The organism is Marinomonas sp. ABL3_031 (assembly GCF_056161265.1).
The window spans coordinates 434,761-454,552 of sequence record NZ_JBSWYU010000001.1; the positions used below are offsets into that span (position 1 = coordinate 434,761).

The window sequence follows — 19,792 nt, forward strand, 5'->3', positions numbered from 1 at the left end:
CAAGATAACAGGTTTTGCCGATGTGGTGGAATTGGTAGACACGCCATCTTGAGGGGGTGGTGGCCTACGGCTGTGCCGGTTCGAGTCCGGCCATCGGCACCAATCTTGAATTGACGTCTTACTTTCTGTATGATGTCGGCTATTACTACAGAGTTGTTTGGGACTCTGCTAATAGTCTGGATTGACTGCCTTCTTTGATGGTAAAGAAGGAGGTTTGCAGCTGAGTCAGCATGCAAGCACCGAGAGCCCCTTTATGGGGTTTTTTGTTATCTGAACTGCATAAATGGGCCTTGAGCCCGTTTTTTGTTTCTGCGTTTTGCAAATGAAAACGTAATTTTCGGAGAAAACGATTGTCAGCTAAATTTACGGTTTTAGAAGAACTTGTTCGCCCGGTCGTGGAAGGCTTAGGGTTTGAGTTTTGGGGGATGGAGTATTTATCGCAAGGTAAAGATTCTGTGCTGCGTATTTTTATTGAAACTGATGCTGAAAAAGGGATCGACGTCGAGGATTGTGCTCGAGTCAGTCGTCAAGTGAGTTCCATTCTAGATGTTGAAGACCCTATTACTGGGGAATATAACCTAGAAGTGTCTTCACCAGGACTTGATCGACCTTTGTTTAGTTTGGCTCAATATCAAGCCTATGTTGGCGCCATTGTGTCTTTGCGTTTACGTGTGCCATTTGATGGTCGTCGTAAGTTTAAAGGCCAATTAGTGGGCGTTGAAAATGAGGATGTCGTCGTTCGCGTCGATCAAGAAGAATACTTGTTGCCAATCGATTTAATCGATAAAGGTAATATTGTTCCACAATTTTAAAAATTAACCTTTAAGAGAGGCTAAAAGGATGAGCAAAGAAATTCTTTTGGTAGTAGAAGCCGTTTCCAACGAAAAAGATGTTCCGAAACAAGTTATTTTCGAAGCTGTTGAAATTGCTTTAGCCAGTGCTGCCAAGCGGCGTTTTGAAGAAGATGCATTAATTCGAGTGTCTATTGATCAGCGTTCTGGTGACTATCAAACTTATCGTCAGTGGAACATTGTTGCTGACGAAGATTATTCAAACCCGGCGTTTGAATTGACCATTGACGATTCTGAAGAGCAAAACCTAGGCCTTGGCATAGGGGAAGTGTATGAAGAAGAAGTGGAATCTGAAGAGTTCGGTCGTATTGCTGCACAAACCGCGAAGCAAGTTATCGTGCAGAAAGTTCGTGAAGCAGAGCGTGCCAAAATGGTTGCTTTGTACGCGGAAAAAGTGGGTAAGCTAGTTCACGGTCAAGTGAAGAAAGTGACTCGTGATAGCTTGATTATTGATCTTGGTGAGAACGCCGAAGCAACTTTGCCGAAAGACCAATTGATTGCTCGTGAAACTTTCCGTATGAATGATCGTATTCGTGCATTGTTGTTGGAGATTCGTGAAGACAACCGCGGCGCGCAATTAATTCTGTCGCGTAATGATCCTGCTTTCATGGTGGAATTGTTCCGCTTAGAAGTGCCTGAAATTGCTGAAGAAGTGATCGAAATTCGTGGTGCTTCTCGTGATCCTGGCTTGCGCGCTAAGATCGCAGTCAAAACCAACGATCGCCGTATCGACCCAATTGGTGCTTGTGTTGGTATGCGTGGTGCACGAGTTCAAGCCGTTTCCAATGAAATGAATGGCGAGCGTGTCGACATCGTATTGTGGGACGACAACCCAGCGCAATTGGTTATCAATGCCATGGCGCCAGCAGAAGTTGACTCTATCGTAATTGATGAAGATGCACATTCTATGGATGTTGCGGTAAAAAGCGACAACTTGGCGCAAGCCATTGGTCGTAACGGTCAAAACGTTCGTTTGGCTTCTTCCCTAACGGGTTGGACATTGAATGTCATGACCAGTGAAGATGCTCAAGTGAAACAGCAGGAAGAGTCGCAGAAATTGATTGACCTATTCGTTTCTGGTTTGAATATCGACGACGACCTGGCCATCCAAATGGTAGAAGAAGGGTTCACGTCACTTGAAGAAGTGGCTTATGTGCCTATGGAAGAAATGTTAGACATCGACGGATTTGATGAAGATTTGGTAAATGAACTGCGTTCACGTGCTAAAGAAGCGCTGTTAAACCAAGCTCTGCAAGCAGAAGAACAGCTTGATGGTGCTAAACCAGCCGAAGACTTGTTGACTATGGAAGGCATGGATAATCACCTTGCCCTAGTACTTGCTTCTAAAGGTATCATCACAATGGAAGACCTAGCTGAGCAATCGGTAGACGAATTGTTTGACGTGGAAGGCATGACGGAAGAACGTGCTGCCAGCCTAATTTTGACAGCGCGCGCACCATGGTTTACTGAATCTGAATAAAATCTGAGTACAAGAGGGGGAACTTAATGACAGTTCAAACCGTAAAGATACTATCCGAACTGGTTAATAAGCCAGTCGATAAGCTACTAGCTCAGATGAAAGAAGCTGGCTTACCACAAACTAGTGCGGAGCAAGAAGTTTCTGAAGTTGAAAAGCAAGTGTTATTGAACTATTTAAAACGCCAACACGGTGAAGAAGGTGATGGTAATCAACGAATTACGCTACAACGTAAGAAAACCAGCACCCTAACGAGCGGTGATGGTGGTAAAGCGGTCAATGTTGCGGTAAAGAAAAAACGTACCTACGTTAAGCGTGATGATGTTGACGAAGAGGCGCAAAAACAGGAAGAATTGGCAAAACGTCTTGCTGAAGAGCAAGCTCGTCAGCAAGCGGAAGAACAGGCTCGCTTAGAAGCCGAGCGTAAGCTTGAAGAAGAGAAGGCAGCCAAAGCGCAAGCAGAAGCTGAAGAAAAAGCGCGTCAAGAAGCGGAAAAAGCCGCAGCCACTTTGGACGAAGACGTGCAAAATGCAACGGAGCAAAATGTTTCCGATCTAGGAGCGGCTGAACCCGTGGAAGAAGCAAAACAGAAAAAAGCGCCTAAAAAAGCATCTCAGCCAGCGACAGACAATAAAAAGTCTAACGCTTCACCTAAAGGCAAAAAAGGATCTCGTCATGATAATGACAAAGAGAAAGATAAGCCTCGTGGTCGTAACAACCCTGAGAACAAGCGTACTCGTATCAACGTAAACGATGAAGAAGAGTTTGGTCGTCGCGGTGGTAAACTGGGTCGTAAGCATAAAAAGCCAGTGAAACAAGAACACGGTTTCCAAAAACCAACGGCGAAAATAGTTCACGAAGTGGCTTTGCCTGAAAGTATTACTGTTGCGGATTTAGCAGAAAAAATGGCTGTTAAGGGCGCAGAAGTAATCAAGGTGATGTTTAAAATGGGTGCCATGGCAACAATCAACCAAACAATCGACCGTGATACGGCGACTTTGGTGGTTGAAGAAATGGGCCACACAGTTAAGTACATCGATGAAAATGCCGTCGAAAATGACGTTATGGACGCCATCGATTATGACGGTGAAGCGATTAAGCGAGCGCCTGTTGTTACCGTAATGGGACACGTTGACCACGGTAAAACTTCTTTGCTTGACTACATTCGTACCACACGCGTTGCCGCTGGTGAGTCGGGTGGTATTACCCAGCACATCGGTGCTTACCACGTTGAAACACCGCACGGCATGGTCAGCTTCTTGGATACGCCTGGACACGCGGCCTTTACTTCTATGCGTGCTCGTGGTGCCAAAGCGACTGATATCGTTATCCTAGTGTGTGCGGCAGACGATGGTGTAATGCCACAAACGATTGAGGCTATCCAGCACGCCCGTGCGGCTGAAGTGCCAATGGTCGTTGCCATCACTAAGGTTGACAAAGAAGGGGCTGACATTGAGCGCGTGAAAAACGAGCTGGTTGCCCAAGAAGTTGTACCTGAAGAATGGGGCGGTGATATCCAATTCGTTGGTGTCTCGGCTAAGTCTGGTCAAGGTATCGAAGAGCTGTTAGAAGCGGTACTGTTACAAGCGGAAGTATTGGAATTAAGTGCTGTACCAAGTGCGCCAGCAAAAGGTGTAGTGGTTGAAGCACGACTAGACCGTGGTCGCGGTTCTGTAGCAACCTTGTTGGTACAAAACGGTACTTTGCGTAAAGGTGACATCGTGCTTGCGGGTCTGCAAATGGGACGTGTACGTGCCTTACTAGATGAGAACGGTAAGTCAATCGACGAAGCGGGTCCATCTATTCCTGCGGAAATTCTTGGCTTAGATGGTACGCCAGAAGCCGGTGAAGAATTCATCGTAGTGGCTGATGAGCGTAAAGCACGTGAAGTGGCGAACTTCCGTCAAGGTAAATACCGTGAAGTGCGCTTTGCTCGTCAACACTCTGCTAAATTGGAGAACTTGTTCTCTGAAATGGGTAAAGATGAAGTTCGTACTTTGAATGTGGTATTGAAAGCCGACGTACGTGGTTCATTGGAAGCCTTGATCAAATCATTGACTGATTTAAACACAGACGAAGTTAAAGTGAACGTCGTCTCTAGCGGTGTTGGTGGTATCACAGAAACAGATGCGACTTTGGCCTTGGCTTCAGAAGCGGTTATCTTCGGTTTCAACGTGCGTGCGGACAGCTCTGCTAAGCAATTCATTGAGCGTGAAAGCATTGATCTACGTTACTACAGTGTTATCTACAACATCATCGACGATGTGAAACAAGCCTTGTCTGGCATGTTGACGCCGGATCTTCGTGAAGAGATTCAAGGTACCGCTGAAGTACGTGATGTATTCCGTTCGCCTAAGTTCGGTTTGATCGCTGGTTGTATGGTCATCGAAGGGACAGTTTACCGTAACAAGCAGATTCGTGTATTGCGCGATGACGTGGTGATCTACGAAGGTGAATTGGAATCTCTACGACGCTTCAAAGACGCGGTTAATGAAGTTAGCCGTGGTATGGAATGTGGTATCGGTGTGAAGAACTACACAGATGTCAAAGTAGGCGATAAGATCGAGGTTTTTGAAACCATCGAAGTTGCGCGTACACTCTAATAGGACAAAATCATGGCAGGCGAATTTAGTCGTACTAGTCGGATTGGTGACCAGCTCCAAAAGGAGCTGGCGTCCTTGATCCAGTTTGAAGTGAAAGATCCTCGTTTAGGCTTGGTGACCATTAATGAAGTGCGTGTGGCCAAAGATCTTGGTTATGCGGACGTATATTACACTGTGTTAGGTAAAGATGATCAGCCAGAAGTGTTGGCTGAGAATCAAGCGGCGTTAGACAGCTCAAAAGGTTTTTTACGCCGTCGCCTGTCTCAAGAAGTGAAATTGCGAGTGATGCCTCATTTGCGCTTTCACTACGACCAGAGTGTAGTGAATGGTTCTCGTATGTCAGCTTTGATTGACGAAGCAATTCGTGATGATCAAAGCAAAAGTGGAAACGAAGACGAGTAATCCAGTTTTATGTCAAAAACCAAATGGCGTTCAGTAGACGGTATCGTACTACTGAACAAGCCACTCGGCTTAAGTTCAAATCAAGCGTTGCAAAAAGTCCGTCGCTTATATCGAGCGGCAAAAGCGGGCCATACTGGGGCGCTTGATCCTTTAGCGAGCGGTATGTTGCCGCTTTGTCTTGGTGAAGCCACCAAATTTTCACAATTCCTTTTAGACGCTGATAAGCGTTATATCACTTGTTTGAAGTTGGGCATACGAACCACAACAGGGGATATGGAAGGTGAGGTTTTGAGTGATGAGGCCGTGCCGTCATTATCCGATGCCGATTTAGAACGCATATTGGATCGTTTTCGCGGTGAGATTGAGCAAGTGCCTCCTATGTATTCGGCGTTGAAACACGAGGGTAAACCTCTTTATGAATACGCGCGAAAAGGCATTGTGATTGAGCGCAAACGCCGCCAAGTAAGCATATCCAATCTGACATTGGTGTCCCGTACAGAAGACACTTTGACGCTTGATGTGCAGTGTTCAAAAGGCACTTACATTCGCACCATTGGCGAAGACATAGGTGAGGCTTTGGGCTGTGGTGCGCATTTGCAATCCCTGCATCGCGTGTCGACGGCGGGTTATGATCCGCAAGACATGATGATGCTTGAGGAATTTGTTGAATTAGCGGAAGCCGGTGAAGCGGAATTAGATGCAAAATTAATGTCGATGGATACTGCCGTTGTGCATCTAGATCAGGTAGAATTGTCGGCGCTCGAAGCAAGAGAAATGGTGTACGGTAGAATGGTTGAAAATCATACCAATTTACCGAAAGACAGTTTGGTGAGATTGTACAATCTCGCTGAAAACCGTTTTTTGGGTCTGGGAATGATAAAAGATCGTTTTATTAAGCCACATCGACTCATAAATACCAGTGAGTTAGCGAACAAACAATGTTAAACTAGCTCACTTAGGGTAACTGAAAATATGCTCGGCTATCCTTTATTTTAAATCGCATATTATTATTTGGAGATAAAGATTATGGCATTGTCTGCAGAAGCTAAAGCAGCATTGGTAAAAGAGTTTCAAGTTGCTGAAGGCGACACTGGTTCACCTGAAGTACAAGTAGCATTGTTGACTAAGAACATCGAAGGTCTACAAGGTCACTTTAAAGCTCATATCCATGACCATCATTCTCGTCGCGGTCTAATCCGCATGGTAAACCAACGTCGTAAATTGTTGGATTACCTAAAGCGTAAAGACGCAGCACGTTACACTAGCTTGATCAAAAAGTTAGGTCTACGTCGCTAAGACTGAAGAAGGGCCATAGAAATCTATGGCCCTTTTTTTATTGGCCTCCCAAGGGACAGCCTGTACTTCAAATATGTTTTTCTCACTAAGCCTTTATGGTGAATCGTGAGGCAGCAAGAACATATTTGAGTACTGGCTACTAAAGAATGTCTTTGGGAGAAAGTTACAAAAAAATAAGTTAAGGAATACCTGTGAGTATTACAACGAAAACTTTCCAATACGGAAACCAAGAAGTTACCTTGGAAACGGGTCGTATCGCCCGTCAAGCGACTGGTGCTGTGCTTTGTACAATGGGCGACGCACAAGTGCTTGCAACTGTGGTTGGTGCTAAGAGCGCTAATCCTGGTCAAGACTTCTTCCCATTGTCTGTCCATTATCAAGAGCGTACTTACGCGGTTGGTAAAATTCCTGGTGGCTTCTTAAAGCGTGAAGGCCGTCCTTCTGAAAAAGAAACCCTAACCTCTCGTTTGATCGACCGTCCAATTCGTCCATTGTTTCCAAAAGGCTTCATGAACGAAGTGCAAGTTGTTTGTACGGTTATGTCGACAAACACAGACCTAGATGCTGACATTCCAGCTATGCTTGCCACTTCTGCTGCGCTTGCGATTTCTGGTATCCCGTTCAATGGCCCAATTGGTGCTGCGCGTGTTGGTTTTACTGATGAAACTGGCTACCTACTAAACCCATCAAACTCTGAATTGACTGAGTCTTTACTGGACATGGTGGTTGCTGGTACAAAAGATGCGGTATTGATGGTTGAGTCTGAAGCTCAAGAGTTGACGGAAGACGAAATGTTGGGTGCGGTTTTGTTCGCACACAAAGAAATGCAAGCGGCAGTAAATGTCATCAATGAATTTGCCGCTGAAGCTGGCAAGCCTCGTTGGGACTGGGCGCCAGAGGCCACTAATGAAGAACTAAAAGCGGCTGTTCAGTCTGGTTTCGCAGCGCACATCGAAGAAGCTTACACTATCAGTGATAAGATGGATCGTTACGCTAAATTGGGCGAAGTGCGTGAAGCAGCCATTGCTGCTCTTGTTACTGAAGAAGGTCCATATTCTGAAGCGGATGTTGCGGCTACTTTCGGTAAGCTTGAGAAAAACATCGTGCGTCGTCGAGTGATCGATGGCAAGCCACGTATCGATGGTCGTGACAACAAAACCGTTCGTCCGATCGCCGTTGAAGTGGGCATGTTGAAGAAAACTCACGGTTCTGCTTTGTTCACTCGTGGTGAAACACAAGCCATTGCAACTTGTACTTTGGGCACAAGCCGTGATGCGCAAATCGCGGATGGTCTTGCTGGTGAGTCTAAAGACAGCTTCATGTTGCACTACAACTTCCCTCCATACTCTGTAGGTGAGTGTGGTCGTATGGGTGGTGTTGGTCGTCGTGAAATTGGTCACGGTCGTTTAGCGCGCCGCGGTGTACAAGCGGTTCTGCCAACAGAAGAAGAATTCCCATACACAATTCGTATCGTATCTGAGATCACTGAATCGAACGGTTCTAGCTCGATGGCATCGGTATGTGGTGCGTCTTTGTCTATGATGGATGCTGGTGTTCCTCTTAAAGCGCCTGTTGCTGGTATCGCCATGGGTCTGGTTAAAGAAGACGACGGTTTTGCTGTCCTAACTGACATTCTAGGTGACGAAGACCATCTAGGTGACATGGACTTTAAAGTAGCGGGTACAGAAGAAGGTATCACTGCGCTGCAAATGGACATCAAGATCGAAGGTATCAATGAGGAAATCATGGATATCGCCTTGAGTCAGGCGTTGGAAGCACGTACCCATATCCTACGTGAAATGGCGAAAACCATTGGTTACGCTCGTCCAGAAGTGTCTCCAAATGCACCTTCTATGGCGACGATTAAGATCGATCCTGAGAAAATTCGTGATGTTATCGGTAAAGGCGGAGCAACGATCCGTTCTATCACTGAGCAAACAGGCGCTTCTATCGATCTTGATGATGACGGTACAGTACGTATTTACGCAGCGGACAAAGCGGCTTCTGATGCGGCATTGCTGAAGATTCATGAAATCACAGCTGAAGCAGAAGTAGACAAACTGTACAAAGGTAAAGTTGTGCGTTTGGCGGAATTTGGCGCCTTCGTAAACATCTTGCCAGGTAAAGATGGTTTGGTTCACATCTCACAAATCGCTGAAGAGCGCATTCGTGCGGTAACGGACTTCCTTGCAGAAGACCAAGAAGTCATCGTTAAAGTATTGGATGTGGACGCGCGTGGCCGTATCAAGTTGTCTATGAAAGACGTAACCGAAGAAGAAAAAGCGGCGTTTGCTGAGTAATATCAGTTCGCAAGTCTAATTCTGAAAAAAAGGTGCTGAAAAGCACCTTTTTTGTTATTAATAAGCATAGATAACGATTTTCTTATCTTTCCATGTCGCTGGGTATAAAAGGAAAAAGTCATGAAACTAAAATTAGTGAGTGTGATGGCCGCTGGCGTATTGTTGGCCGCTTGTAGTAAAGACGTAGTGCAACAAGATGTTGCCGCGCCTAGCTGTGTATTTGCCGATGGTTCAAACCAAGCCGCTCCTGATTGGGTATGTGGTGCACCGGTAGAAGGTGTCGCTTTGTCTGCGGTGGGGTACAGTGAAAAGTCGGCAGCAGGCCCGAATTACATGAAGCAAATGGCAGCGACCTCTGCTCGTGTTGAATTGGCGCAGATTCTAAGTGTTGATCTTCAAAACATGGTGAAGCAGTACGTTGAGACAACAGGCGCTGCTGACGCTGAAACAGTTGATCGTGTGAATAGTGTTGTGACCAAGCAAATCACAGAGCAACAGCTAGTAGGCTCCCGTGTGATACGTCAAATGCCGACACCAAGTGGTGGACTTGTGGTATTGGTTGGTCTAGATCCATCACAAGTGGAGGGAGTCGCTGAGAGTATTTTGCGCACTTCCATGAAGAATGAAGCAGCTTTATATCAGAAACTTGAAGCTGAAAAGAGCTTTGAAGAGTTGGCTGCAGAAATCGCGAAACGTCACTCAAATTGATCTAATGATTAGATAAAAGCGGCTATTCTCTGAAAGGGGAATGGCCGCTTTTTTTTGGTGTATGAAAGAGACTCTGTTGAAGTTATAAATTGCCCTCCTCGTCAAATATTGGTGTGGCCTTTTTGTTCTCATCAACCGCAACGAAGTTAAAATGCCCTGTAATCGCCTTAGTGCGTTTGTCACTGTGCAACTCTTCTAGAAATATAATTACTTCGACTTTCAAAGAAGTTCTGCCAACATGAACGACACGAGCCACAAGCTCGACTAAAATACCTGATGGGATAGGCTGTTTGAAATCCACTTTTTCAGTGGAGATAGTGACCATGGGTTTGCGGGAAAAACGTGTTGCTGCTATGTAAGCCACTTCATCCATCCATTGCAAAGCGATGCCACCAAATAGCGTATCATAATGATTGGTTGTTCCGGGGAAGACCATTTTGGCCACACGAGTTTCGGAGATTTCTTCACGCTTCTGAATGAGTAGCTTGTTCATGTACTTAAAACCTTTTAAAACCATAATCTTGTTAGGCATCATTATACTGATAAGTGGTTGTGATAGTCGTTATCAAGCTCAAAACTTGTTGGAAGAGTATGTGGTGGATTTAAATCGATCTAAGTTAATTCGTTTGGATTCACCGCCAATACTAATGCCTGTCAGCTTGCCAACAGCACGTGATAGAGCAAATAGTTTATCTACCTTTGACGTAAGTTTATTGGATTTTTTATCACTGCAGCTTTGTGATGTAGGCATTGTGGCAGGTAGAAAAAACAGCATTCTTGGGCGTGTCATGGCAGACAGTCAACGTTTTCTCTATGAAATGGACATAATTAGAGCCATAGAGAGTTGTCCTATTGAGGATGAAAAACTTGCGCAAACCCTCCGTTACGTCGCCCAACAAAAACGCACTGAGCTGCCCAAAGCCTTTGCTAACGCTCTTTTTAACGGTGCGGAAAGTGAAGCCTTTTTTAGTTTATCGAATGGTTTTCTCCCTCTTACTTACACGACTGCCGATCAACAGGCTTTGATTAATGCCTTAACGCAATTGGTTCAACTTGGGAAGCACATGGAGACTTTGCCTAAGCTAGACAGTGAACAGTTTGAACAAAACTTAAAAGTTATGATGGACAGTGAATATGCTGGAAGACTCTTATACAGCTTGGTTCAAATTCGAGTTTATCTCAAGGCGGTAGGACAACAAATTCAGGCATTAACAGTAGAGGATTGTGGTGCTCCTATGGCCTATCTGAGACAACAGTTTGAGCGGCATTATGTAAAACAAATTCAGCCTTATATGGGACGCATTAGTCAGACGGCTTATCAGGCGTTACCTTTGTTAAATCAGCTGACGAAACTGTCCTTTCTTAGTCCTAAGTTGATGGCGTTTTTGATGCAGTTCAATATGTCTGCAGAACAAAGTGAATGGCGTCGTTATCAGCTTGCTTCACAGCAACATGCTAGGGCGTGGAGCCAATGGTTTACTACTTGTGGCGTTGGTGTAACGCCGAGTAACTAGCCAAAGTATCAGATATGAGTGTTGATTTGATTTTCTAGGCTTTCTACTAAGTCATACTCAAAGCTTGGGCCGTCGGCTAAGGGTTCTTCATTTAAGGCTTTTAATAAAGCAATATTGGCCTCAGGATTACTGGCGATACCATTAGCAAACTGCAGAGGACGAGTAATAGCATGAGGTGAGTGTGCATTTAATTTGTCCTTGGTATTGATTAGAGAAGGGCCTGGTTGGCTGAATAAGCTCATCATCAAAGCAAACTGTGGGCTGCCTGAAACAGACCGGCCAGCAATGTTGCTTTGTGTGACTTGTGTCTCGACGATTTCTCTGATGCTCATCAAGCTACCTATTGAATGGATTTGTCATTTCTATCGGCATTGATGGGTTTTTCTTAAGTGAGACAATGAAATATTTCTATCTTTGAAAGAAAGGGGTATGCGTCGGAATCTCTTGATCTGATTGTAATTTTTTGTAGAAAGCCCGCTTAATTACATGCTAAATATGGCCGAAATTGCTCAAGCATCGTACTATAAGATCTTGTAGTGATATTTTCTGATTGCTGGTTATTTTGAATCAGGGACTAGTTTGACGCTAGGTTCTTGTGGCAGGGCGTTATGAATGCAGGATATTAACGAATTAATTGACAATGTTAGGCACAATGAAGCCATTGCACGCAAGTTTTTTGAAATAGAGCGTTGCATTTTGTCGATTGGACGTTGCGATCAATTTGTTTCAACTCTGACTAAAGAAGTTCAGAAACAGTTCAATGTACCTCATGTTTGGGTCAATTTAATTAACGAAGCCCCTTTATCTCATCTCATTGAAAGCTTAGAGAAATTACCAGATTTACGTGATCGAGTATTGTTTACTCGCCGTAGTGCGATGGTAGACATCATTAAATCAAGCAGTAAAACTATTTTAGTGAATACTAACCTGAGTTTTTGTCGAGAAATTATTCCCCCTGTATATCGTGATGTGATTGGGTCCGTGGCGATTTCTCCTCTAACGATTGATGGAGAATTAGTTGGTTTATTTTGTCAGGCGGATGCAGACATCAGTCGTTACGATGCCAATACTAAGGACACCTTTTTACTAGATCAATTGGCAATCAAGATTTCCATTTGTTTGAGCAATGTGACGGCCAGAGAAAAACTGGAGTATTTGGCGACCCGTGATCCTTTAACAGGCTTATTGAATCGTCGACAATTAGAGCTAATGTTAGATCGCGAATTCGCTCGTTCTAAGCAACAAGAACGTGATCTTACAGTCGTGTTTATTGATTGTGATGCTTTTAAGTCGATCAATGATACTTTAGGTCATAACTGTGGTGATGAGGTGTTAGAGTATATTGCCAAGCGATTACTCAAATACGTACATAAACAAGGTTTAGCATTTCGCTTTGCCGGCGATGAATTCGTTTTCGTTATGCCTGGTAAAAGTTACGAGCAAGCCATTGTGGTGGCCGAATCCATTCAAGAATATCTCCAGTCTAACCCTTTAAGGTATAAATCAAATTTGGTTCCTATTACAATTAGCTATGGTGGGGCCAGTGTTTTATCCGATGTTCCAAGCAACTACAAACATCTGCTCAAAGTTGCAGATGAGCGTCTCTACGACTATAAAAATAACCGTAAAAGATTGGTGCCAACCAAGGTCTTTAAATTTTTAAATAAGCTAAGATAGTTTTGTAATTTTATTACATTTAATCCTATTGGCTTTATAGAAATCGGTATTTTTTGCCTTTATTTTGTTGTAAAATTTCAAAAAAATGAATTTAGGGTTCACATATGTCCCATGCTTTAATTGCCGATCTTGGCGGCACTAATGCGCGTTTTGCCTTAGTACCTATTCACCAATTTGAGCCACTTGAAGTAAAAGTGTTAGCCTGTAAGAACTACACTAATTTCTTTGATGCTGCAGCCGATTATATTGCTCATTGCAGTGTTGATATGAAAGATATTGATGCTGTTGTGCTTGCTATCGCAGGCCCAGTCAATCAGCCTGTGATACGTTTTACTAATAATCCTTGGCAGTTCAGTCGTGAAGAAGTACAAAATTATTTCGGCGCGGATAAAAAGGTTGCCTTGTTGAATGATTTTGATGCCATCGGTCATTGTCTTGAGGTCTTGCCTGAAGCAGATAAAGTTCAATTAGGCGAACCAAGTGAAGTGGATTCACAAGGTGCCAGCTGGGTGATAGGAGCGGGTACTGGATTGGGCGTCGCTTGCGTAGTGCCACAAGATAATGGACCAAACATTGTGCTGCCCGGAGAGGGGGGGCATGTGGACTTATCTACGTGCAATGATGTTGAAGATGATGTTCTGGTATTTTTACGCAAACGGCACAAAAGAGTGTCAGCAGAACGTGTTTTATCTGGCATGGGATTGGAAAATATTTACGAAGCCCTTGCCGCTCGGGAAGGTATTGAAAAGCGTCTTAGCGCCCCAGAAATTGGAGAGGCGTTAAAAGTGGGAAATGACCCTATTGCAAAAGCCGCACTAGAACAGTTTTTTGTTTTCTTAGGGCGGGTGATAGGTAACTTAGTATTATCGGTTGAAGCCCGTGGTGGTGTTTATATTGCCGGTGGTATAGTGCCACGTTACTTGAAGGACATATTATGCAGTGGCTTCCGTGAAGCTATGCAGGATAAAGGACGTATGAAAGAGTTTGTATCACCTATACCAACCTTTGTAGTGATGTCTGAATACCCAGGCCTGATGGGATGTGCATGTTATGCTTCCTATCTTGTGTCGAAAGCCTAGATTAGTTGGAGATAAAAGAATGAAGGCCAGTTTAAAAGCCTGTGATGTGGTTATCTTTGGTGGCGGTGGCGACCTCGCCATGCGTAAGTTATTGCCCGCTTTGTATCATTTAGATATGGATGGCTTGTTAGCACCAACTACTCGCATTATAGGGGCTTCTCGACGTGAAGTGAGCGATGTGGATTACCAAGCTAAAGTACGTGATGCTTTGGATGAGTTTGTCCCCTCGAGCATAGGTGACACCAAAACTTGGCCACGTTTCAAGGAGCGTTTAAGTTACGTTTCTGTTGACGCTCAACAAGAATCTGATTTTGTTCGTTTGAACGATCATCAAGTTGGCGGCGATGATCGAGATGTTGTTTTCTATTTGGCCACTTCTCCAGATTTGTTTGGTTCCATTTGTTCTTCGTTGGCGACTCATGGTTTAAACCAAGATCGTATGCGTGTGGTCTTGGAAAAACCACTGGGTCGCGATTTAACCTCTTCTCGTGCGATCAATGACGAAGTAATGAAAAATTTCAAAGAACAACAAGCGTTTCGTATTGATCATTATCTGGGTAAAGAAACGGTACAAAATCTGCTGGCAATTCGCTTTGGTAATACCTTGTTTGAACCTCTTTGGGACAGTGCGCACATTGATAATGTGCAAATCACTGTGTCTGAAACGGTCGGTGTTGAAGGTCGTTGGGGTTACTATGATAAAGCCGGTGCCATGCGTGACATGGTGCAAAACCATTTGATTCAATTGTTGTGCTTGGTGGCAATGGAGCCTCCTGGTCGAATGGACTCGGATTCTGTTCGTGATGAAAAAATCAAAGTATTGAAAGCGTTACGTCCAATTCTAGGGGCCAATGCCTATACTAAAACTGTTCGTGGTCAATACGCAAAAGGCGTGATCAAAGGTGAAGAAGTGCAAGGTTACTTTGACGAAGAGGGCAGTAACCCTGATTCTCGTACAGAAACTTTCGTTGCTTTGCGTGCAGATATTGATAATTGGCGTTGGGCGGGCGTGCCTTTCTACTTGCGTACAGGTAAGCGTCTAGGTCAGCGTTACTCAGAAATTGTTATTCAGTACAAGTCAGTCCCGCACAGTATTTTTAGTGATGAAAGTAATCGTCAACTGCAGCGTAATCAGCTAGTGATTCGTCTTCAGCCAGAAGAAAAAATTTCCCTTACAGTGATGAATAAGGTGCCGGGTGCGAGCGAAGGGATGAACTTGCAGCCTGTTGATCTTAACTTGAGTTTAACAGAAGCCTTTAATGATAAGCGTAGTCCTGAAGCATATGAGCGTCTGTTATTAGACGTTATGCGTAACGATGCAACCTTATTTATGCGTTATGATGAAGTAGAAGCAGCGTGGAAATGGGTGGATGGCATTATGTCAGCTTGGAGTCAGACCAGCGAACGTCCAAAAGAATACGCTGCGGGTTCTTGGGGGCCAGCTGCTTCTATGGCATTACCAATTAAAGACGGCCGTAATTGGCATGACTACTGAGTTCGTTTAGGCAGTAGTAATCGATAGAATAAGCTTAAGCAAAAGAGTCGAAAAAGGAAAATAAAATGACGCAAACTTATACTGCAGAACAGGTGATGACAGCCACACCTGTTGTGCCTGTTATTGTTGTAGATGATGTTGAGCAAGCAGTAGCTTTAGGTAAGGCATTGGTTGCCGGTGGCGTGCCGGTACTGGAAGTGACCATGAGAACTCCAGCAGCACTAGACGCTATTAAAGCGCTGCGTAAAGAAGTTCCTGAAGCCATTGTTGGTGCTGGTACCGTTTGTTCTCGTGAGCAGTATATACAAGCCATTGAGGCTGGCTCTCAGTTCATCATCAGTCCTGGAATGACAGCGGACTTATTGGCGGTTGGTAAAGAATTTGATGTGCCTTATTTACCAGCAGTGGCAACCATTTCTGATGTGCTTTTGGGCATGGAATATGGCTATGATCGCTTTAAGTTTTTCCCTGCTGAAGTAAATGGCGGTGTAAAAGCCTTAAAAGCCTTTGGTGGTCCTTTGCCACAGATTAAGTTCTGTCCTACTGGTGGCATTGGTGCGAATAATTTTCGTGACTATTTGGCATTGGATAACGTGCTATGTGTTGGTGGCTCTTGGATAGTGCCGACGGATTTGGTTCGAGCTGGTAAGTGGGATGAGATCACTGAGCTGGCAAAATCGGTCGCTCAATAACATGAACAAATGAATTATAAAAAAGGGAAGATGATTGGTCATCTTCCCTTTTTTATATTATAGATTTTCTTCTGCAAATTCCGCTAAACGACTTCTTTCAATGCCGTTAACATGCATGATGCTCGCGTACTTAAAGGATTTTGACTTTTCTACTAAGTAAGTTAATCCTGAAGTAAGCGGTGTAATGTACTTGTTGTCTATTTGAGCTAAGTTACCTAAAACAATGATTTTAGAGTTACTACCAATTCGCGTCACAATGGATTTGAGTTGGAACTGAGTTAAACCTTGTGCTTCGTCAATGATAATCAAGGCGTTATTGAAGGAGCGGCCACGCATAAAATTCAATGATTTGAATTGAATGTTGGCTTTTTGTTTTACGTAATCAATGCTGCTAATGGAATGCTCGTCAGCGCCATGGAGGATTTCCAGGTTGTCATCAAATGCCGCTAGCCAAGGCGCCATTTTTTCTTCTTCCGTTCCCGGTAAAAAACCAATGTCTTCTGCCATAGGAGGTGTTGAGCGAGCGACGATAATTTTATTGAAGCGTTTCTCTTCCATGGTGACCTGTAAACCATAAGCCAGCGCTAACAGGGTTTTACCTGAACCAGCTGGTCCTGTCATGACCATTAAGTCGGAGTTTTCGTGGCGCAACAAATAAAATGCCATGGCTTGTTCTAGATTTCTAGGTTGGATTCCCCAGAAATTTTGATGCATTAAATGTTGTTTATTGATGTCCAATAAATAAACGTATTCCTGATCTATATTGACGACAAAGCCGACAAAATCCTCGTCATCGATAACAAACATATTTAAATACAGATTATTGAGTAAACTTTTACTGATAATGTGGACTGTATGCTGACCGTGAGCTTCGGTTCTGACGCTGTCGATGCTAGACCAAAAGCTGCCACTGAACTCGATGTAACCCTTGGTCATTAAATCTAAATCGTCTAACACCTTGTCTTTACGGTAGTCTTCTACCCGTTCTAAGCCTGAGCCCTTGGCTTTGATGCGCATATTAATATCTTTGGTGACCAAGCAGACGGAAGATCTTAGATGCGTTGCCTGAAGACTGAGTGCCACGTTAATTATACGATTATCATTAGCATGGTCATGGTTACCATTCAGAAAGGGAACATTGTCAGTTGAAGTGATTTGTTGGTCAGGAAAAATGGCTAGGGAGCCTTCGCAGGCCTTAGTTTGCTCAGTGTTATCGTTACTCTTATCAATGGTGCGAATTGGTACGCCCGCTTGCAGTTCTCTTGGTGTGGCGTCACCTACAATTTTGTCTATGGTGTTGATGGCTAATCTGGCTTCTCGGCTGACATCTTTATCACGCCTATCTTTGATGATATCGAGCTCCTCCAATACTGTCATTGGAATGACGACCATATGCTCGGCAAAAGCATAGATGGCTAATGGATCATGAAGTAATACATTGGTATCGAGAACGTAGATTTTTTCCATAGACAAGTACTCCTGTAGTCAGGGTGAAGTTTTTGAATTGTTAAGAATCGGCTTCGAAAAATGCTCTGGACTGAATAATAAATACGAGAATTTGCAGCGTAAAATGTGTTTCTGCCACGTGTTAAAGTGCAGAAGGAGGGGAGGATGTGTGGATAATGTTGGCTTTTGTACAAGCTAAACCTCGCTGTCTTTATCCAAACTCTAATTTGAGTGTATGACAATTTGGTGTCTGATGCTTGTTTTTATTTAAGTTTTTGAATAAAAAGCAATAAAAAAGCCGTTACGGTCAGTAACGGCTTTTCGTATTGGAGTGATATTTACTCGTCTAAGAAGCTGCGTAAATGCTCTGAGCGACTTGGATGTCGAAGTTTACGTAGAGCTTTCGCTTCGATCTGACGAATACGCTCACGCGTTACATCAAACTGCTTACCGACTTCTTCCAGTGTATGATCTGTGTTCATGTCGATACCAAAACGCATACGCAATACCTTGGCTTCACGGGCTGTTAAGCCTGCAAGAACTGTGGTCGTAGACTCACGTAAACCTTCGATTGTCGCAATGTCGATAGGTGACTCTGCGCCATCGTCTTCAATGAAATCACCGAGATGCGAGTCTTCATCGTCACCGATCGGTGTTTCCATAGAGATAGGTTCTTTTGCTATCTTCAAGACTTTACGAATCTTGTCTTCAGGCATATCCATTCGAGCGGCTAGTTCTTCTGGTGTCGCCTCTCGTCCCATCTCCTGAAGCATCTGACGAGAGATACGATTCAGTTTGTTGATGGTTTCGATCATGTGTACTGGGATACGGATAGTACGTGCTTGGTCAGCAATCGAACGAGTGATCGCCTGACGAATCCACCAAGTGGCGTAAGTCGAGAACTTATAACCACGTCGATATTCGAACTTATCCACGGCTTTCATTAAACCTATGTTGCCTTCTTGGATCAGATCCAAGAATTGTAGGCCACGGTTAGTGTACTTTTTAGCGATAGAGATAACCAAACGTAAGTTGGCTTCAACCATTTCTTTCTTAGCACGGCGAGCACGAGTTTCACCAATCGAAATACGGCGGTTAATTTCTTTGAGCTCAGCGATGGTTAGGTCAGTGTCTTTCGCGACAGCGCGCAATTTACGCTGGCTGCGCATGAATTCTGCTTCGTTTTCTTCTAACGCGCTCGAGTAGTCTGCCCCTAAAGCGATTTGTTCTTGCAGCCAATCAGGATTGGTTTCATTGCTTGGGAAGCGCTTTAAGAACTCAGTTCTTGGCATACCAGATTTACGCACACAAACTTGCATGATCAATCTTTCCTGCTCACGAATTTTTTCCATTCGAGAGCGTACACGATCAATAAGTTCGTCAAACAGTTTTGGAACCAATTTGATTGGGGCAAACGCAATACTGAGCTCTTCTTGTTTGCTTAATACGTGAGAGTCTTGGCGATTGCGAGTTTCCAACAAGACTTTCAACTCATCGTAAATTCGCGAGATCTCATTAAAGCGAAGGGCTGTTTCCTCTGGGTCTGGGCCATTATCTGTCTCTTCTTCGCTCGTTTCAGAATCGTCATCATCGTCGTTATCAGCTTCTTCTGCTTCGTCTTCGATTGGCAATTCATCAGCACTGTCTTCAAATACTGGCTCTTCACCATCACCGTCAATGAAACCGCTGAAAATATCACTTAAACGACCTTCTTCTTCCTGTACCTTAGCGTAAGCATCAAGCAATACGTCAACCGCACCTGGAAAGTATGAAATGGCCGCCATGACTTCACGTGTACCTTCTTCGATACGTTTAGCAATGGCAATCTCACCGGCGCGAGTCAATAGCTCAACCGTACCCATTTCGCGCATGTACATTCGCACAGGGTCTGTTGTTCTAGTAATATCGCCTTCTACCGCAGCGAGGGCAGCAGCGGCTTCTTCAGCAGCCGCTTCATCTGTTGTGTCACCTTCTTCCATAAGAAGGCTTTCTTTATCTGGAGCGTACTCTGAAACCGTGATGCCCATGTCATTGATCATGGCAATGATTTCTTCGACCTGCTCTGGGTCTGAAAGGTCATCGGGGAGGTGGTCATTAACTTCTGTAAAAGTTAGGTAACCTTGTTCTTTACCCTTAGAGATCAACTCTTTAAGACGTGACTGTTGAGTGTCTGGCATTCGACAACCTATCGTTAGAAATTCAATTGAAGTTTTGCAAGCCGCATATTATAACAAAATCAATGAGTTTTATCC

17 protein-coding genes and 1 tRNA gene are annotated in these 19,792 nt (G+C 44.1%); 14 read left to right on the forward strand and 4 right to left on the reverse strand.

All coding sequences use genetic code 11. The annotated features are described in order from the left end of the window. Positions 1-16 precede the first annotated feature (16 nt). The 9 genes from ACXAH2_RS02110 (at position 17) to ACXAH2_RS02150 (ending at position 9,637) form a co-directional block, all read left to right on the forward strand. Positions 17-102, forward strand: a tRNA-Leu gene (locus tag ACXAH2_RS02110). Between the two features lie 248 nt (positions 103-350). Next, complete coding sequence (gene rimP, locus ACXAH2_RS02115) at positions 351-812, forward strand: ribosome maturation factor RimP (RefSeq protein ID WP_475076278.1); 462 nt, start codon at positions 351-353, stop codon at positions 810-812. A gap of 28 nt (positions 813-840) precedes the next feature. Beyond that, positions 841-2,331: a transcription termination factor NusA gene (nusA, locus tag ACXAH2_RS02120; protein WP_475076280.1), complete on the forward strand. Its 1,491-nt coding sequence runs from the start codon at positions 841-843 to the stop codon at positions 2,329-2,331. 26 nt (positions 2,332-2,357) lie between these two features. Beyond that, positions 2,358-4,931 (forward strand): translation initiation factor IF-2, encoded by a 2,574-nt coding sequence (gene infB, locus ACXAH2_RS02125; protein WP_475076281.1) that lies wholly within the window; start codon positions 2,358-2,360, stop codon positions 4,929-4,931. A gap of 12 nt (positions 4,932-4,943) precedes the next feature. After that, the gene (gene rbfA / locus ACXAH2_RS02130; protein WP_353667378.1) at positions 4,944-5,333 is read left to right on the forward strand and encodes a 30S ribosome-binding factor RbfA; all 390 of its coding nucleotides are present in this window, start codon (positions 4,944-4,946) and stop codon (positions 5,331-5,333) included. A gap of 9 nt (positions 5,334-5,342) precedes the next feature. Continuing rightward, positions 5,343-6,278 carry a tRNA pseudouridine(55) synthase TruB gene (gene truB / locus ACXAH2_RS02135; protein WP_475076284.1) on the forward strand — a complete coding sequence of 312 codons (936 nt, stop codon included), beginning with the start codon at positions 5,343-5,345 and terminating at the stop codon, positions 6,276-6,278. Between the two features lie 81 nt (positions 6,279-6,359). After that, positions 6,360-6,629 carry a 30S ribosomal protein S15 gene (rpsO, locus tag ACXAH2_RS02140; protein WP_353667380.1) on the forward strand — a complete coding sequence of 90 codons (270 nt, stop codon included), beginning with the start codon at positions 6,360-6,362 and terminating at the stop codon, positions 6,627-6,629. A gap of 191 nt (positions 6,630-6,820) precedes the next feature. Next, the gene (gene pnp / locus ACXAH2_RS02145; RefSeq protein WP_475076285.1) at positions 6,821-8,929 is read left to right on the forward strand and encodes a polyribonucleotide nucleotidyltransferase; all 2,109 of its coding nucleotides are present in this window, start codon (positions 6,821-6,823) and stop codon (positions 8,927-8,929) included. A 120-nt stretch (positions 8,930-9,049) separates the two neighbouring features. Further along, positions 9,050-9,637: an LPP20 family lipoprotein gene (locus ACXAH2_RS02150; protein ID WP_475076287.1), complete on the forward strand. Its 588-nt coding sequence runs from the start codon at positions 9,050-9,052 to the stop codon at positions 9,635-9,637. Between the two features lie 82 nt (positions 9,638-9,719). Here the strand turns inward: ACXAH2_RS02150 and ACXAH2_RS02155 are convergent, their stop codons facing one another. Beyond that, positions 9,720-10,130: an acyl-CoA thioesterase gene (locus ACXAH2_RS02155; protein ID WP_475076289.1), complete on the reverse strand. Its 411-nt coding sequence runs from the start codon at positions 10,128-10,130 to the stop codon at positions 9,720-9,722. On the opposite strand from ACXAH2_RS02155, the gene ACXAH2_RS02160 reads away from it, so the two are divergent. After that, positions 10,129-11,151: a DUF3080 family protein gene (locus tag ACXAH2_RS02160; protein WP_475076291.1), complete on the forward strand. Its 1,023-nt coding sequence runs from the start codon at positions 10,129-10,131 to the stop codon at positions 11,149-11,151. The genes ACXAH2_RS02155 and ACXAH2_RS02160 overlap by 2 nt on opposite strands. Before the next feature lie 8 nt (positions 11,152-11,159). On the opposite strand, the gene ACXAH2_RS02165 is transcribed toward ACXAH2_RS02160, so the two are convergent. Then, positions 11,160-11,483 (reverse strand): hypothetical protein, encoded by a 324-nt coding sequence (locus ACXAH2_RS02165; RefSeq protein ID WP_475076293.1) that lies wholly within the window; start codon positions 11,481-11,483, stop codon positions 11,160-11,162. Positions 11,484-11,763: 280 nt separating this feature from the next. On the opposite strand from ACXAH2_RS02165, the gene ACXAH2_RS02170 reads away from it, so the two are divergent. The 4 genes from ACXAH2_RS02170 to ACXAH2_RS02185 all read left to right on the forward strand — a co-directional run bounded on the left by ACXAH2_RS02170 (position 11,764) and on the right by ACXAH2_RS02185 (position 16,094). After that, positions 11,764-12,828, forward strand: coding sequence for a diguanylate cyclase (locus ACXAH2_RS02170; protein WP_475076294.1), 1,065 nt, complete (start codon positions 11,764-11,766; stop codon positions 12,826-12,828). A gap of 104 nt (positions 12,829-12,932) precedes the next feature. Then, a complete protein-coding gene (glk, locus tag ACXAH2_RS02175; protein ID WP_475076296.1) occupies positions 12,933-13,907 on the forward strand; it encodes a glucokinase in 975 nt (324 codons plus the stop codon). 19 nt (positions 13,908-13,926) lie between these two features. Then, positions 13,927-15,402: a glucose-6-phosphate dehydrogenase gene (zwf, locus tag ACXAH2_RS02180; RefSeq protein WP_475076297.1), complete on the forward strand. Its 1,476-nt coding sequence runs from the start codon at positions 13,927-13,929 to the stop codon at positions 15,400-15,402. A gap of 65 nt (positions 15,403-15,467) precedes the next feature. Next, positions 15,468-16,094, forward strand: coding sequence for a bifunctional 4-hydroxy-2-oxoglutarate aldolase/2-dehydro-3-deoxy-phosphogluconate aldolase (locus ACXAH2_RS02185; RefSeq protein ID WP_475076299.1), 627 nt, complete (start codon positions 15,468-15,470; stop codon positions 16,092-16,094). Between the two features lie 57 nt (positions 16,095-16,151). Here the strand turns inward: ACXAH2_RS02185 and ACXAH2_RS02190 are convergent, their stop codons facing one another. Beyond that, positions 16,152-17,561 (reverse strand): PhoH family protein, encoded by a 1,410-nt coding sequence (locus ACXAH2_RS02190; protein WP_475076300.1) that lies wholly within the window; start codon positions 17,559-17,561, stop codon positions 16,152-16,154. Between the two features lie 317 nt (positions 17,562-17,878). After that, positions 17,879-19,717, reverse strand: a complete 1,839-nt coding sequence (rpoD, locus tag ACXAH2_RS02195; protein ID WP_475076302.1) for an RNA polymerase sigma factor RpoD — start codon at positions 19,715-19,717, stop codon at positions 17,879-17,881. Between the last annotated feature and the right edge of the window lie 75 nt (positions 19,718-19,792).